We start from the raw sequence: 16,460 nt of genomic DNA on the forward strand, positions 1-16,460 counted from the left end.
TTATGAATTTGGCTGCCATTGTAGCCGTTGACCGCGAGAAGCTAAACCTGCCCATGCTCCCCCCCGAACTGAAAGAGACCATTCAGACCGCGTACAGCGAGTATCTGACCGCCCGCGATCTCAAGGCGCGCAGTGGTCAGAAGCACATGCTGGCGCACATTGCCCGTACCTTGTCTGAGGTCGAGCTGTCGGCCGAGGGTGAGCGTCAGGGGGCCGCGCCGATTGCGGTGGTCGAGGCGGGCACCGGTACCGGCAAAACCATCGGTTATGCGCTCAGTGCCATCCCCATTGCACAGCATTTTGACAAGCGACTGGTCATCGCCACGGCCACCGTGGCGCTGCAGGAGCAGGTAGTGCAAAAGGATATCCCCGATATCCTGGCGTCGAGCGGCCTGAGCTTCAATGCGGTTCTGGCCAAGGGTCGCGGCCGCTACCTGTGCCTGCAGCGACTGGAACAAAGCATTCAAATGCAGGAAGGGGCCGTGACTGCTTTGTCTCTGTTTGAAGAGACCATGGCGGACGATGAAGCGGCCTTGCAGGTCTACACGGACATGCTGGACCAGTTTGGGCGAGGGCAGTGGAACGGAGATCGGGATCAGTGGCCAGACCGCCTTGACGATCAGCTGTGGCGGCCGGTCACATCGACTCACCGGGAGTGCCTGAATCGACGCTGCCCACATTTTCAGAACTGCCCGTTCTACGAGACGCGCAAGGAACTGGAAGATGCCGACGTCATCATTGCTAACCACGACCTGGTGATGGCTGACCTGGCGCTGGGCGGCGGGGTTATTTTACCCGCGCCAGCGCAGACCATTTATGTGTTCGATGAAGGGCATCATCTACCGGATAAGGGGTTGTCTCACTTTGCCAGCCAATTGCCGTTCAAGCAGACGTTGAACCAGATTGAAGGCTGGCGAAAACAACTGCCCAAAGTCAGACTGGAACTGGCCTATGGTGATACCGAAGAGACCATGCTGGACCAACTGGAAGCGGCGATGGGGGATGCCCACCTGTGCCTGACGGACGCCTGGGGAGCGCTGGCACCGGTGCGTCAGCGCCTCGACGGACATTTGTCGACACTCACCGTGCACGACCCGGATTGGCTTGCCCAGACGCAAGCCTTGCTGGCACCACTCGAGCACCCTCTGAAGCAACTGTGTAACGCTCTGCTGCGCCTTGATGAGGCGGTTCGCAAGCGACTGTCGGCCTCGCAGGATGTCGATGAAAAAGGGCGCCTGGAACAAACCCTGCCGCTGCTTGGTCGCTGGATGGGCCGGGCCGAGCCAGCACGCGATCTGGTGGTTGCCTGGCGGCAGGAAGACAAAGCGGAAGCGCCACCGACGGCCCGCTGGTTCGATAACATCGACTTGCCGGACTATCAGGATCTGGTGTTGAACGCGAGCCCGGTGTCGGCACAGTCTATTCTGCGCCAGCATATCTGGAACCGCTGTTTTGGAGCCATTATCACCTCGGCGACCCTGACCATCGCCGGGGATTTCAATCGCTTTGCCTTGCAGTCGGGCTTGCCCGACCATACCGGCTACCTGCAGGTATCGAGTCCGTTTGATTATCAGTCCCGGGTTGTGGCACGTGTTCCGGCCATCGCCTGCGATGGTGGTCTGCGCGAGGCACACACCACGGCGATGATCGAAGCGGTGCAGGAATATTTGCCAACGTCGACCGGTAATTTGGTGCTGTTTTCGTCGCGCCAGCAGATGAACGAGGTGTATCGTGGCCTGAGTGCCGACTGGCAGGAGCGGGTAACCCTGCAGGATGCCTTGCCCAAAAACGCGCTGATTAATCATCACCGGGAACGGCTCGAAAGCGGTCAGGGTTCTACGTTATTTGGCCTGGCCAGTTTGGCTGAGGGCGTGGATTTGCCGGGGAATTATCTGACCCATCTGATGATTGCCAAGCTGCCGTTTGCAACGCCCGACGACCCGATACTGTCGACGCTATCGTTGTGGCTGGAGCAGCGCGGGTCTAATCCCTTCGCGCAGGTCAGTTTGCCGACGGCCATTATTCGTCTGGTGCAGGCTTGCGGCCGCCTGATACGCAATGAGTCAGACAGCGGCACACTCTGGTTTATGGACAGACGCCTGATCGACAAGCGTTATGGCTCCCTGGTACGCCAGTCACTGCCGGATTACCGGTGGGAAGTGGAGCCCCCGGCACCGCGCTAGCTGGTTAGGCGGGAATACTCAAAGATCCTGTGAGTCCAACATTGACCGGGACAGGGTGCCTCTGGGCAACTGCATGGTAATACAATGCAGGCTGCCAAATTGTTCGATCAGGGCGCGGCAGGGCAAGCCGACTACACGATGACCGGGAAAGGCTTCGGCTAACCGTTCCAGCGCCACTCCATCCTGCGGCACGCCGTAGGTTGGCACCAGAAGGACCTGATTGGCCACCAGGAAATTGGCGTAGGTCGCGGGTAATCGCTGTCCTTCCTGATTGTATTGAGCGTCTGGCCAGGGCAGTTCTACCAGACGGTAAGGAGTACCCTGGGCATCGGTGAACGTTTCCAGCTCCGACTTCATGGCATAGAGCCTGTCATAGTGCTCGTCGGCCACATCCTGACAGCCCTGGAATACCAGGACGCCCTCTGGTGCAAAACGCGCCAGGGTATCAATGTGAGCGTCGGTGTCGTCACCGGCCAGCGCACCGTTTTGCAACCACAATACCTGATCAACACCGAACCAGTCTTTCAACCGCGATTCGACGGTGTGGCGGGAAGTTTCTGAATTCCGGTTTGGGTTCAGCAGACAGGTTGTTGTGGTCAGCAGGGTTCCCCGACCGTCTGATTCGATGCTGCCACCTTCGAGCACCCAATCGATACGTTGCATCGATGCGGCAAACAGCGCTTTTTCAGCCATGTTCTGGTTCAGCTCGTTGTCCAGCCGGGCATCGAATTTACCCCCCCAGCCGTTAAACGTGAAATCGAGTAACATTGGCTGGTCGTCGTCCAACACGGTAATGGGGCCGTGATCGCGGGCCCAGGTGTCGTTACTGTCGACCAGGATTAGATGGCAGCGCGCCTGGTTAATGCCATCGCGCTCGAACAAGACGGTGAGTCGGTCGGTATCGATGCTGGAGTGCACCTGAATCAGCACATCCTGGGTGTGGCTGAGCGTACTGAGCAGATCCAGGTAAACGTCTTCGGCTTCGGCCATAGCGTCGGCCCAGTCGCTGTCGGGGTGGGGCCAGGTAATCAGAATGGCGTCCTGTGGATACCATTCAGCGGGCAGGTAGCGTTGGCTCATAGACTTGGTCATCACGCCTGAAATAAAAAGGGCAGGCAGTATACAGGCTGTCTTCGACTTTTGCTTGTTTGTCGGCCTCTGATTGACGTTCTGTTACACCCCGGGTCGTTCGCTGCGATTTTGCGCCTGTACTGTTCTTTTATAACACGGCAACCTGATGCAGTTCTGGAAAATAATAGGCGATGGCAGAGCGCCCCTTTTTGGATAGACGAAATCAAGTGGACAGGGTGAATGTCCATTCCACGTTAACTAATGTAACGAAGACGAAAAGCTCATACCCTGAACCTGAGTGTACCTAAAATGGTCTTGGCACGCTCAGGGCAGGGTGGTTTAATGCCCGCCATGCTGAATAATATCCCGCTTTTGGTCGGTTTGCGTTATTTGCGCGCCCGCCGCAGAAATCATTTTATATCCTTCATTTCCGGCGTCTCGATGATTGGCCTGACCTTGGGGGTCATGGTGTTGATCATCGTCTTGTCAGTTATGAACGGCTTCGACCGTGAATTGCGCAATCGAATTCTCGGTATGGTGCCGCACGCCACTCTGTCGCAACCGGGCGAAATGTCAGACTGGCAATCGGTGGTTAACACCGTCACTGAGCATCCGCAGGTGCTCGGAGCCAGCCCCTATACGGAAAGTCAGGGCATGCTGGTAGGGCGGTCCCAAACCAAAGGCGCCCTGATCAATGGTGTTGATCCGCAGACGCTGGCTGATGTTTCCATTTTGCCCAATCACATGGTGTCCGGATCACTGGAGCCGTTAGTCGAAGGCGGCTTTGGCATTGTACTGGGTGACATTATGGCGCGCACGCTGGGTGTGGGCGTCGGCGACAAAGTTACCATGATGGTGCCAGAAGTAACCGTTAACCTGGCCGGTGTAACGCCCCGATTCAAGCGGTTTGAAGTCGTTGGCACCTTTTCTGTGGGTGCCGAACTCGACGCAAATCTGGCCGTTGTTCACATGACGGATTTGGGCCGGATTCTGCGTTACGGTAATGCGGTTGATGGTGTTCATTTGAAAGTGGACGACCTCTTTGACGCCCGGCGTATTGGTGTGGAGGCCGGGCGCGAATTAACCGGGCGCTATCTGGTCAGTGACTGGAGCCGGACTCAGGGTAACCTGTTCCAGGCCATTCAAATGGAAAAACGCATGGTCGGTCTGCTGCTGTTTATGATTGTCGCCGTCGCCGTATTTAACATCGTATCGAGCCTGGTTATGGTTGTGACCGACAAGCAGGGCGAGATTGCCATCTTGCGCACCCTGGGCGCTCGCACCGGGCAAATTATGGGGATATTCATAGTGCAAGGCACGGCCATCGGGCTAATCGGTATCACCCTGGGGGTTGTTCTGGGTGTGATCGGTGCCTGGTCGGTGGCGGACATCATTGCCTGGTTTGAACAACTGCTGAATATCCAGTTTCTGAATGCCGAGGTTTATTTTATCAGTTACATACCGTCTGAACTAAAGTGGTCTGACGTTCGCCTCATTGCAGCGTCGACGTTTGTGATCAGCGTTCTGGCAACGCTGTATCCTGCCTGGCGTGCTTCGCGCATTTCACCAGCGGAGGCACTGCGTTATGAGTCTTGATGTGTTGCGTTGCGAAAACGTGGGTCGGTTTTTCAACATGGGCCCCGAGCAGGTTGAGGTATTGCACGACATCAATTTCTCCATAAACCCCGGTGAACTGGTCAGCATTGTCGGCAGCAGTGGGTCGGGAAAAACGACACTGCTGAATTTACTGGCCGGACTGGATTCTCCCAGTGTCGGCGAGGTTTATATGGCAGACCAGGCGATGTCGACTCTGAGCGATCGCCGTCGCGCTCAGTTGCGCAATCAGCACATGGGCTTTGTGTTTCAGTTCCACCACCTGCTGCCTGAATTTACCGCACTGGAAAATATCCTGTTGCCACAAGTAATAGGGGGCACGAATTCTGCGGAAACCGAACCCAGAGCAATGCAACTGCTGGAACGAGTGGGATTGCGTGATCGGGCCCGGCACCGGCCCGCCGAATTGTCCGGTGGTGAGCGCCAGCGAGTGGCCATTGCCCGGGCGCTGATCAATCATCCGCCCGTGGTATTAATGGACGAGCCAACCGGGAACCTTGACGATACGACCTCGGAGCAGGTTCATGAGCTGATCATGGAACTAAACCGCGACCTGGACTCCAGTTTCATCGTCGTTACCCATAACCAGGATTGGGCTCGCCAGATGCCCAAGCAATACCTGCTAAAACGCGGTCGCCTCGAACAATCCCGCTAAACACCTCGTCGCAGTTGCCGTAACCGGTTGCGGCGACGACGATTTAAGCGCATTCGCCAATGGTAGAGGCCGCTGATGGTGAAGTACCCGATCGGTGCCAGTACCAACCCGCATATAATACCCCCCAGGAACGTCGGCCAATACAAATCCATGATCAGGGTCGAACCCCATCCCTTATGTTGAATTGTTTCGAACGCGATCACAGATCGGCCAGTTAATTGCGCGCCAAGCCAGTAAGTGCCATAGAATATCACCGGCATCGTGAACGGATTACTGAGCCAGACAAGGGCCAGAGAGACGGGCAGATTGGCGGTAAAAAAAAGCGCGGCCAATGCGGCCAGTGGCATTTGACCGGGAATCGGGAGTAACGCCACGAACAACCCGATGGCAAACGCACGCGCGACACTGCGGCGATTCAAATGCCAGATACCAGGCTCATGCAACCAGTGACCAAATCGATTCAGGCCAGGCAGTTGTCTGATGCGGTCGGGGTGGGGCATCCACTTTTGCAGGGTGCGGCGGGGCATGGCAGAGACGTACTTAGAATAGAAAGACAGTATGCCTATTTAAAGGAGCTTGCACTATATGGTCAAGGGTATGACCAGCCTGGCAATGCTGAGTATAGGCTTGCCCTTACTCTGGTTTTACATCGGCGTCGAGTGGGCCACCGGTTTACTGGCAATGGTGGTTCTGGTGACCGCCTGGCGTCAGCCAGTCCTGGCGGGCTTGCTGTTTGTGGTTACGGCAACCTTGTTGCTGCGGCTGGAGTACGAGGCTCGCTTTCTGTTACCGGCTCAGTGGCAACACGGCACCGCCGAACTGACGGTTTGTTTGTCGCAACCGGCCCGGGTATTTGATGACTATCAATCTGTGGTTGCGGCGGTTACCTACCAACCTGACACCCTGGCATTACGCCGGCTGCGCTTCACCGCGGACACCGACCGGGTACTTCAGGCTGGCGATTGTGTATCCGGCGACTTTCGTCTTAGGAAGCCGGTTGGAGCTTTGGTGCCGGGCCAATTCAATGCCACCCGCTATTATTTCAGCGAACGCATCGATGCGCTCGGCAGTTTGCTGGAAATCCACCGGGTAGTGCCACAGCCGGGTCTACCGGTTCGGTTGCATAACCGCGCAGCGCCTCATTTTCAGCAAATCGATGCGCGGGCAATCTGGTCCGCTCTGAGCCTGGGGTGGTCGTCCAGTCTGCCTGCTCATCTGGGCGATTTGTTTGAACAAACTCAGTTGAAACACCTGATGGTAGTCAGTGGCATGCACGTTGGTATCGTGGCTGCCTGGGGGCTGTTGCTGGGACGCGCCCTGTTGCATCTGCCCGGTGTGCCGCTGAACCGCAGTTTTCATCTTCAGTTGGCCTGGGTGGGGTTATTGTGTGGCGCCTTTGTCGCTCTGACGGGTTTTGGTTTTCCCGCTGTGCGTGCCTGGGTAATGCTGGCCATTCCGTTAGTTGCCCTGAGTGTGGGTCGACGCTTTAACGCACTGGATGTACTGGCCTGCGCTGCCGTTGCCATCACTCTGTTTCGACCACAGGCCTGGCTCAGCACCGGTGCCTGGCTGAGTTTTATGCTGGTTGCCATTATTGTTCGTCTGGCCCAGCGCTGGTCGCAGCGCGATCATTCCGGCCTGTGGCTGGCGCTCAAACTGCAGGCGACGCTGACCCTGCTGATGATACCCATTACCGCGGCCATGGGTTTTGTCTGGCATCCGCTGTCGTTGCTGATCAATGCGCTGATGATTCCGCTGGTCACGCTGCTGCTATTGCCATGGTCTTTGCTGATTCTGCTGTTTCCCAGTATTGCCTGGGTTAGTGGGTACGAGTGGACGATCAACATTGCCCTCGATCTGTTGGCTTGGGTCTCACCACTGTATCAACTCGCACCCGCCTGGACCTGGTGGCAAATTGCGTTGGTGACAGTGTTGCTCTGGTGGGTGTTGAGCCAGAGCGTGGAACGCCCGGTTCGCTGGTTGGCGGCGCCGGCGCTCGTGACTGTAGCGCTGGCTTTCGGCACGCCCAGAGAGCCAGTCGACTCCTTTAAAATGACCTTGCTGGACGTAGGGCATGGCCAGGCTATGGTGCTGCAATGGCCGAATCAGACCTGGCTGTATGACCTCGCCGGGCAGTGGCAGGATGGCCGCAGTGTAGCCCAGCAGCGCCTGGCCCACTGGTACCGGCGAGAATCGATTCAACCAACCGGACTTTTGGTCAGTCATGCCGATATGGATCACGCCGGAGGGGCTAAATGGGCCGTGCGTGAATGGCCTGAGGCGCGCCGAATTAGCGGAGACCCGGAGCGTCTGGCCAGACTCAGCGGCCAGCGCGGGTGGCGTAATTGTCATCTGCCGGATCAGGATCAGGCTGCCTTGCCATTCAAACTCATATCGGTTCCACTGGCGCTGCAAACCAGCAGCAACGATACCTCCTGCGTTATCTGGATACCGACGCCCGCCGGGGCGGTGCTGGTTACCGGGGATGCCAGCCGGATGGTCGAATATTGGTTGCTGCAGGCGCACCCGGAGTTGTTTCCAGTGGCGGCGCTCGTTGTTGGTCATCATGGTAGTCATACCAGCAGCGCATCGGCCTTTCTGGATGCCAGCCCCAGCGCCCAGTTGCTGGTCAGCTCGGGAGACCGGCATCTGCCACGCTGGCCGAACCCCGATTTGGTGGCGTACACCGAGCGTCACGGTCGACCGTTGCATAACACCGCAGAGCGGGGAACCTTTACGCTGACAATGGCTGAACACCGAATGCAACTGGCAGATCATCGATCGGCTTATCGGAAACGATTTTTTAAATGAGAATTGTTTCACAATTCACCTTAAAGCCATGTTCTGACGGAAACAGTATGGTAAATTACGCCGGAGTCTATGGAGGTACGCTAAGTGTTTGAAATTATTAAAGCCGGGGGTTGGTTGATGGTCCCCATTGTGTTGTGTTCCATCGTTGCTATTGCCATCACCGTCGAGCGTTATTGGGCGTTACGGTTAGCCAAAGTTATGCCCAAAGACCAATTGCCAAAGGTCTGGATGTGGATCAAGAATCAAGAACTGGATTCTGCCAAGATCAAGGAACTTAAGAGTGGCAGTTTGTTTGGCTATATTCTCTCCTCCGGATTGACGGCATCCAAGCATGGTCGCGAGGCGATGAAAGACGCCATACAGGAAGCGGGTAACCACGTTGCCCATGAAATGGAGAAGTTTCTGAGTACCCTCGGAACCATCGCCGCTATTGCACCTTTGTTGGGTTTGCTGGGTACGGTACTGGGTATGATCGAGGTGTTTACCGCCCTCATGGTACAGGGCAGTGGGAACACCGGTGTTCTGGCCGGGGGGATTTCCCAGGCGTTAATTACCACGGCGGCCGGGTTGAGTGTGGCCATACCGGCGGTTATTTTCCACCGTGCACTGACTCGTCGGGTCGATGATTTGCTGGTCATTATGGAACAGGACAGCGCCAAACTGGTTGATGCCATTCATTCCGATGCCAAGTCGAGCTGACGGGAGCCGCCCATGCGATTCAGACGCAGCCGCCAGGAAGAAGCACAAGTCAATTTAACGCCACTGATTGACGTTGTTTTCCTGCTACTGATTTTTTTTATGGTATCCACCACCTTCACCCGTGAGACTCAGTTGCAAATTGACCTTCCGGAAAGCAGCAGCGACGCTGTGCTCGGCGACGAGCGCCCGATTGAAATTCAGGTCGATGCCCAGGGGCAGTACGCGGTAAACAACACTCCCTTGCTGCGCTCTGACACCGAGTCTCTGAAAAAGGCGCTGGCTGAAATGGCGGGCACCAGCCGGGATACCACGGTCATCATTACCGGCGATGCCCAGGCACCTCACCAGGCCATGGTCTTTGTGTTGGATGCGGTCGGGCAAATGGGCTTTTATCGGGTCAGTTACGCCACTCAGGTTCCGGAAAACCCCTAACCGATGGCGTCCGCGAGCCCCCCATGAAATTCTGGTATTTACCTAATCCGACCCTGGCTGCCCGGCTGCTGATTCCTTTGAGTTGGCTGGCCGGGCTGGTCGCCCGGCGGCGTATTCGACAGCGCCATCGGGGAAACTATGGCGTGCCGATTCTCGTGGTCGGTAACCTGACGGTAGGTGGAACCGGCAAGTCACCGGCTATTCAGGCACTGGTCACGCACTTGCAGAACAGGGGGCTGCGTTGCGGTATTGTCTCACGCGGCTACGGTGGAAGTAGCGACCATTACCCCCTGGCTGTTACACCAACGGTGAGCGCCGCCCAGTGTGGCGATGAACCCAAAGCTCTGGCCCAACAGCTTGGCTGCCCTGTGGTAGTGGATCCGGATCGTGACCGGGCGGTGCGCTATCTGATTGGTCAGCACAGGCTGGATGTCGTTATCAGTGACGATGGTTTGCAGCATTATCGAATGGGCCGTGATCTGGAGTTGATCATGGTTGATGGCGTGCGTGGTCTGGGCAATGCCCGATTGTTGCCCGCTGGACCGTTGCGTGAGCCCGTGGGTCGGTTAAAAACCGTTCAGTGGCGAGTGGCCAAAGGCCAGCAACCGGTTGGCCTGAAGGTCGATGGTGTGCTGACGCTCAACCCTCAATGGCCGGTTAATGCGCAGGGGCAACCGTTACCCGCGGGCAGTCTGATTAGGGCCTGCGCAGGCATTGGATACCCGAAAAGCTTCTATCAACAGCTGGTTGAGCAGGGGTTTCAGCTTCAGTCCACTCATTCGCCCGGTGATCACCGGCCGGTCCCTCCGGGCTGGCTGAGCGACCCAGGGTTGCCGCTGGTGTTAACGGAAAAAGATGCCATTAAATTACCATCACCTTGGCCAGCGCACTGTTATGTCGTCAGACTGCGGCCGGAACTGCCAGCAAGCCTGCTGGACGCTATTGAATCTGCACTAAGGAGCACACAACCTTGGCAACCGTAATCATGATCCCGGCCCGGTACAGCTCCAGCCGGTTACCCGGGAAACCACTGCTGGACATCAACGGCCAGCCTATGGTGATCCGCGTGGCCATGGCCGTTCAGGCCTGTGGCGCAGACCGGGTTGTGATTGCCACCGATGACGAGCGCATCCGTCGGGTGGTCACCGACGCCGGGTTCAGCGCGGTGATGACCCGCCCCGATCACCCGTCAGGGACCGACCGGCTTCAGGAAGCCTCGGAGCAGTTGGGCTTGCAGGCCAATGACATTGTCGTCAACGTGCAGGGTGATGAGCCGCTGATGCCTGCCGACAATGTCCTTCAGGTTGCCCGGTTACTCGAGCACAGCCCCCAGGCCCAGGTCGCCACACTCTATGAGCCGGTAACGGCCATGGCGATGGTCACCAACCCCAATGCGGTTAAACTGGTCCAACGGCAGGATGGCGAAGTCCTATACTTCAGTCGGGCAGGCATCCCGTTTGACCGGGACAGCACCAAAACCTCGCCTGAAGGCATCTGGAAGCGGCATATTGGCCTCTATGCCTACCGCAAAAGCGCTTTGGATGCCTTCGTCGGGTGGCCGGAAAGCCCGCTGGAGCAACTGGAAAAACTGGAGCAGTTGCGTTTTATGGAGCACGGTGCCGTCATTGTTGCGGCCCAGGCGGTGCGACCGGTCCCGGCCGGTGTCGACACACAGGCCGATCTGGACGCGGTACGGGCTCTGTTTGGCCAGGAGACATCATGACCACAGAGCGCACACCGTCACACTCAATCCTCTTTGTTTGTCTGGGAAACATCTGCCGGTCACCTACGGCCCAGGCGGTGTTCGAAGCTCATCTGGTGACCTCTTCGCTGGCCGACCAAATCAAGGTGGATTCAGCAGGAACAGCGGCCTACCACCTTGGCAAAGCACCCGACCCACGCAGCCGGGCCGCTGCTCGTTCGCGCGGTTACGATCTGGATCATCTGAGAGCCCGGCAGGTAACCGCTGAGGACTTTCACCAATTCGATTACATCCTGGCGATGGATGCCGACAATCTGCAGCAGCTAGAGGCCATGGCACCCGAACACAGCCGGGCTTCACTGGCGTTGTTTCTTGATTACGCCGCGGCTACCGACCAGCGGGAAGTACCCGACCCGTATTTTGGCGCGGGTGACGGGTTCGAAACCGTACTGGATTTATGCGAACAAGCCAGCCAGGGTCTGCTGGCGCATTTGCAGTCTGAATCCTTATGAGTATTGACCCTCAACCCCAGGTGGATCTGTCAGACGCCAATACTCTTGGCGTCCCCTCGACTGCTGACTGGTATGCAGAACTGACCAATGCCAGCGACTTACCGGCTTTGGTGCGCTGGGCCAGAGAACGACACTTGCCCATAAGAGCCTTGGGCGGGGGCAGTAACCTGGTGCTGAACGAACAGGTCAGCGGCCTGACGCTCAAGATTTCGATTATGGGTAAGACCCGGGTTGAATCAGATTCAGGTCGCCTGCGTTGGCGACTTGGGGCAGGGGAGTCATGGCATACTACCGTGGTCGATCTAATTGCTCAGGGCGGCTCGGGGATTGAGAATCTGGCACTGATTCCGGGCACAGTAGGTGCAGCACCGGTACAAAACATCGGAGCCTACGGTGTGGAACTGGCGGATTGTCTGCATCGGGTCGAAGCCTACGATACCGTTGAACAACGCTGGCGTCGTTTCGGCCAGCAGGACTGTTGTTTTGGCTATCGGGACAGTGTTTTCAAACAGTTGGAAAATCGCTTTATCATAACCGCCGTGGAGCTCGATCTGGATCGCGAGTTTCAGCCGCAATTGACCTACGGGCCACTCCAGACTCTGGCCAGTCAGCCCGGTTTAACCGCCCTACAGGTGATGGAACAAGTCATTGAAATTAGACAGTCGCGACTGCCTGAGCCTATTGTGCTGCCCAATGCTGGCAGTTTTTTTAAAAACCCGGTTATCACGACGGAGCAATACCAGATGCTGCTGGCAGAACACAGTGATCTGGTGGTCTTTGAGCAGGCCGAAGGTTGGAAGCTGGCCGCTGGCTGGTTGATCGACCAGTGTGGATTGCGCGGGCAAAACAACGCCGATGGGGTAGGGTGTTACGAGCGTCAGGCGCTGGTATTGGTTAACCCGAAACGAGCGTCGGCCACCTCAATACTGGCCTGGCAGGCGCATGTTCAGCAAGCAGTAAAGGAGCGCTTTAATGTAATACTGGAGCCTGAACCGCGCTTCTGGGCCTGAGCAGGATGGTCATCCACTACTAGCAGCGATACTTATTTAATTCATAAAAAAACCGGCCGTAGCCGGTTTTTTTCTACAGATGGTGGTTACTTGTCTTGCTGTTCCGCCATCTTGCGCCGACGTACTTCACGCGGATCGTTCGGTGCGCGACCAGCAGGTTTGGCTGCCGTATCATCGGCTTCTGCATCCGCAGGTTGCTCGACTTCCGGTGTCTCGGTCGTTTGAGCTGCAGCGCTCTCCTGAGGCTCTTCTGTTACTTCCGCTTCAGTCTGGCTCTGGTTGGTAGCCTGGCTGCTAGGTTTATGTGAATCAGCCGTGCGTTCCGTTGTCGCTTCTACTGACACTACCTCGGTTTTTGCTTCGGTATCTGTCGTATCTTCAGCGGCGTCAGTTGCTGCCTCCGAGATCGGGTTTGCGGCAGGTTCTTCAACTTTATCGTCAACGTTCGCAGCAACTTTCGTTTCAACCCTTGCATCTGTCTGCTCAGTAACAGCCGTCGTATCGTTCTTAGCATCAAACTCTGACGTTTCGGGTTCGGCTAAAGGCTGCTCATGCTTTTCGCTTGGCTGAGCTGACGCCGCCTTGTCTTCAGCGTTAATCACTTCATGCTCAACTCTGGGGTTGGGTGACTCTTCCAACTGGGAGGGTTCGTTGTGCACTGCGGTTTCGGCGTCTGTAGCGCCGGACAGTCTCTCGTCCGCACCATTCTGGCGGTTGTCCTGGACGTCCTGCTGAGTCTCAACCGTCGGCGTGGCTTCAGTATTACCAGCCGATGTTACATTGCTTTCGGTCGTGGCGTTCTGAGAAGCGGCCGCTTCGTCGGCTCTCACTTTTGCTGCAGCGCGCGCGTCATCGGCCGACTTGGTACTGATCATCTCAATCACTGTTTCAATGTCGCTGATGACTTCACCGGGTTTTTCCGGATTGGGACGCTTACTGGCGTTTTTGCTGACGCCACGTACCTGACGGTTCTTACCCACTTCGGCCAGCGGTACACGACCAGTGCTGTCGTCCCGTTCTTCGCGACGCTTCATCTGCGGCTGACGTGAACGGCGATCGTTCTGGCTTTCCCCTGAATCGTCACTGGTTTCTGTTGACGGAGCAGGGTCTTTAACGGGCTGCTTCGACTCTTTTGCGCTTGCTTCAGGTGCTGCGCTGGCATCCCGTTCGCGCGACGAGCCACGGCCCGGGTTGCGGCCAGTGCCGCGCGAAGCACCGTCACGATTCGAGTCCCGGTTACTGCTGCCTGCATCACGATTATTGTCACGAGAGGTATCACGACCCGACTCCCGGCCACCATCGCGATTGCGATTGCGGTTGTTCCGGTTCGGGCTACGACGGTTGCCACGATTGTCATCGCGCTGACGCGACCGGTTATCGGGTTTGCGCTCGGTAGCGGGTTTTTCCTGCTGCTTGGCTTCTTCGTCCGAGCTCAGCAACTGACTAACCCAGCCGCCCAAACGTGAAAACAGGCCTTTACCTTCTGACCGGCGCTTTTCCACGGCCGTTTCAGCCGCTGCCCGGGCCGGCTTGGCCGGGGCTTCGCTAGTGGTTTCAGGCGCCGATGGCGGCACCGGCGCGCGCGGGGTCACCTGAAGGCTGGAGATGGCTGCCTCCTGAGGCTTGGTCTGAGCTTCCAGAACCGTTTCAGTTTCAGAGGGCTTATCTTCAAATTTCAGTGCATAGCTTGGCTCGGCGTTAGCCAGAGTTTCGTCATCGTCGCGCAGACGCACCACTTCATAGTGCGGCGTCTCCATTTGAGTATTGGGTACGATCAGTACATGGACTTTCTGGCGACGCTCGACATCGAAGATCGCTTCCCGTTTTTCGTTCAACAGGAAGGTGGCCACGGTCAACGGCACAATGGCGCGAATCTGGGCGGTCCGTTCTTTCAGTGATTCTTCTTCGATCAGTCGCAGAATGGCCAACGACAGGGATTTCACATCCCGGATGATGCCGTGGCCGTTACAACGCGGGCAAACAATGCCGCTGGTTTCACCCAGGGAAGGCCGCAGGCGCTGGCGAGACATTTCCAGCAACCCGAACCGAGACAACCGGCCTACCTGGACTCGGGCCCGGTCAGGGGAAGTCGCATCCTTGATGCGTGCTTCCACTTCGCGCTGATGCTTGGTCTGGTTCATGTCGATAAAGTCGATTACCACCAGGCCGCCCATGTCACGCAGACGCAGCTGGCGGGCGATCTCTTCAGCCGCTTCCAGGTTGGTGTGGAAAGCCGTTTCTTCAATATCCACACCTTTGGTAGAGCGGCTCGAGTTAATGTCGATCGATACCAGAGCTTCGGTCGGGTCAATAACGATTGAGCCGCCGCTGGGCAGTTTTACTTCGCGTTGAAAGGCGCTCTCGATCTGGGCTTCAATCTGGTAGCGATTGAACAGGGGAACCGGATCTTCATAGAGCTTCAGTTTGCTCTGATAGTTCGGCATGACTTTCTGCACGAAATCCAGGGCATACTGGTAGGCGTCTTTGCTGTCGATCAGGACTTCACCGATGTCCTGGCGCAGATAGTCACGGATCGCTCGCAGAATAACGTTGCTTTCCTGCAGGATCAGGAACGGAGCAGAGCGGCCTTCTGAAGCTTGTTTGATGGAATCCCAGAGCTGAATCAGGTAATCCAGGTCCCACTGCAGTTCTTCAGCGCTGCGGCCAATGCCTGCGGTGCGAACGATGCAACCCATGCCATCGGGAATGGTGACACCCTGCAGGGCTTCACGAATCTGGGCACGCTCATCGCCTTCGATACGACGAGAGATTCCGCCTGCACGCGGGTTGTTGGGCATCAGAACCAGATAACGGCCGGCGAGACTGACCATAGTGGTCAGTGCAGCGCCCTTGTTGCCACGCTCTTCCTTGTCGACTTGAACAATGACTTCGGTGCCTTCTTTAACCAGCTCGCGAATGTTCGCACGAGAGGACATATTGGCATCGACAAAGTATTCGCGGGCGATTTCTTTCAGCGGCAGAAAGCCGTGGCGTTCGGCACCAAAATCAACAAAGGCGGCTTCGAGGCTGGGTTCTACACGGGTGATTCTGCCTTTGTAGATGTTGGCTTTCTTTTGCTCGCGAAAGCCGGTTTCGATATCCAGATCGTAGAGTTTCTGGCCGTCGACCAGGGCAACCCTCAGTTCTTCTGACTGGGTTGCGTTGATTAGCATTCTTTTCATTGAGGAACGATACTCTGTAGTAAAGCATGGGTGACAGAGCAGCAAGGGCAGGGATACAGGCGGGCGAACACCGATAGAAATCGGTAACACACAGGTCAGTGCAGGCGACAACGCCAGCACAGTGGATCGGTGTTTTCCATTAACAATGGGGAAACGGACAGAGTCTTAAGGGGATGCCTGCTCTATTTAGAAGCACTTGCGCGTTTGTGGTGAAGTGCTTTCTTCCATATGACCCCATCGTCATACGCTGTTTCAAACTGTACTTGCTGCCCAACCGATTCTTGAATTGCACGTAACGTCGGTGCAACAGGTTGGGGGGTCTGCCCTTGCCGCCTGTGTGGTCTCTGGGCGGTAGGATGATCAGAATCCCAGCAAATAACAGTGTAGCAGCAGACTCCGGGTTGAACAATCATAATGCGGGCAGGGTGTCTGGCACGACGGGGACGGGAAGCCTCCTTTCATGATTAGAGTGCTGATACACTAGTGCCTGTAGCAGTCTTATAATATAAAGAGCCGGGCGTCCATTACGACACCGGTATGTGCAAAGCAGGTCATTGTGGCAAACGTCGAATTGTACGAAGTAGAAGAA

At 56.7% G+C, this 16,460-nt stretch carries 13 protein-coding genes; 10 read left to right on the forward strand and 3 right to left on the reverse strand.

Annotated elements, in window-relative coordinates:
• Positions 1 to 2: 2 nt before the first annotated feature.
• Complete coding sequence (gene dinG / locus WEB54_RS04110) at positions 3 to 2,183, forward strand: ATP-dependent DNA helicase DinG (RefSeq protein WP_368053505.1); 2,181 nt, start codon at positions 3 to 5, stop codon at positions 2,181 to 2,183.
• An 18-nt stretch (positions 2,184 to 2,201) separates the two neighbouring features.
• Here dinG and WEB54_RS04115 read toward each other — a convergent pair whose 3' ends face one another.
• Complete coding sequence (locus WEB54_RS04115) at positions 2,202 to 3,263, reverse strand: agmatine/peptidylarginine deiminase (protein ID WP_368053507.1); 1,062 nt, start codon at positions 3,261 to 3,263, stop codon at positions 2,202 to 2,204.
• Between the two features lie 342 nt (positions 3,264 to 3,605).
• On the opposite strand from WEB54_RS04115, the gene WEB54_RS04120 reads away from it, so the two are divergent.
• Together WEB54_RS04120 and WEB54_RS04125 are read left to right on the forward strand one after the other, a co-directional pair.
• Entirely contained in the window at positions 3,606 to 4,850 is a 1,245-nt protein-coding gene (locus WEB54_RS04120) for a lipoprotein-releasing ABC transporter permease subunit (RefSeq protein ID WP_368053532.1), read from the forward strand.
• On the forward strand, positions 4,840 to 5,523 hold the full coding sequence (locus WEB54_RS04125) for an ABC transporter ATP-binding protein (RefSeq protein WP_368053509.1): 684 nt from the start codon (positions 4,840 to 4,842) through the stop codon (positions 5,521 to 5,523). The genes WEB54_RS04120 and WEB54_RS04125 overlap by 11 nt, the downstream gene beginning before the upstream one ends.
• Here the strand turns inward: WEB54_RS04125 and WEB54_RS04130 are convergent.
• Entirely contained in the window at positions 5,520 to 6,050 is a 531-nt protein-coding gene (locus tag WEB54_RS04130) for a DUF2062 domain-containing protein (RefSeq protein ID WP_368053511.1), read from the reverse strand. The two genes, WEB54_RS04125 and WEB54_RS04130, sit on opposite strands and share 4 nt — an antisense overlap.
• A 58-nt stretch (positions 6,051 to 6,108) precedes the next feature.
• On the opposite strand from WEB54_RS04130, the gene WEB54_RS04135 reads away from it, so the two are divergent.
• The 7 genes from WEB54_RS04135 to murB all read left to right on the forward strand — a co-directional run bounded on the left by WEB54_RS04135 (position 6,109) and on the right by murB (position 12,689).
• A complete protein-coding gene (locus WEB54_RS04135) occupies positions 6,109 to 8,334 on the forward strand; it encodes a DNA internalization-related competence protein ComEC/Rec2 (protein ID WP_368053513.1) in 2,226 nt (741 codons plus the stop codon).
• Between the two features lie 84 nt (positions 8,335 to 8,418).
• On the forward strand, positions 8,419 to 9,033 hold the full coding sequence (locus WEB54_RS04140; RefSeq protein WP_368053515.1) for a MotA/TolQ/ExbB proton channel family protein: 615 nt from the start codon (positions 8,419 to 8,421) through the stop codon (positions 9,031 to 9,033).
• 12 nt (positions 9,034 to 9,045) lie between these two features.
• The gene (locus WEB54_RS04145; protein ID WP_368053517.1) at positions 9,046 to 9,465 is read left to right on the forward strand and encodes an ExbD/TolR family protein; all 420 of its coding nucleotides are present in this window, start codon (positions 9,046 to 9,048) and stop codon (positions 9,463 to 9,465) included.
• A gap of 23 nt (positions 9,466 to 9,488) precedes the next feature.
• Complete coding sequence (gene lpxK / locus WEB54_RS04150; protein ID WP_368053519.1) at positions 9,489 to 10,448, forward strand: tetraacyldisaccharide 4'-kinase; 960 nt, start codon at positions 9,489 to 9,491, stop codon at positions 10,446 to 10,448.
• The gene (gene kdsB / locus WEB54_RS04155; RefSeq protein WP_368053521.1) at positions 10,436 to 11,188 is read left to right on the forward strand and encodes a 3-deoxy-manno-octulosonate cytidylyltransferase; all 753 of its coding nucleotides are present in this window, start codon (positions 10,436 to 10,438) and stop codon (positions 11,186 to 11,188) included. The genes lpxK and kdsB overlap by 13 nt, the downstream gene beginning before the upstream one ends.
• On the forward strand, positions 11,185 to 11,679 hold the full coding sequence (locus tag WEB54_RS04160) for a low molecular weight protein-tyrosine-phosphatase (RefSeq protein WP_368053523.1): 495 nt from the start codon (positions 11,185 to 11,187) through the stop codon (positions 11,677 to 11,679). Before kdsB ends, WEB54_RS04160 begins: the two co-directional genes overlap by 4 nt.
• On the forward strand, positions 11,676 to 12,689 hold the full coding sequence (gene murB / locus WEB54_RS04165; protein WP_368053525.1) for a UDP-N-acetylmuramate dehydrogenase: 1,014 nt from the start codon (positions 11,676 to 11,678) through the stop codon (positions 12,687 to 12,689). The genes WEB54_RS04160 and murB overlap by 4 nt, the downstream gene beginning before the upstream one ends.
• Positions 12,690 to 12,775: 86 nt before the next feature.
• On the opposite strand, the gene rne is transcribed toward murB, so the two are convergent.
• The gene (gene rne, locus WEB54_RS04170) at positions 12,776 to 15,871 is read right to left on the reverse strand and encodes a ribonuclease E (RefSeq protein ID WP_368053527.1); all 3,096 of its coding nucleotides are present in this window, start codon (positions 15,869 to 15,871) and stop codon (positions 12,776 to 12,778) included.
• Between the last annotated feature and the right edge of the window lie 589 nt (positions 15,872 to 16,460).

It is taken from the genome of Saccharospirillum sp., from assembly GCF_040881935.1.
Taxonomy (GTDB): Bacteria; Pseudomonadota; Gammaproteobacteria; order Pseudomonadales; family Natronospirillaceae; genus Saccharospirillum.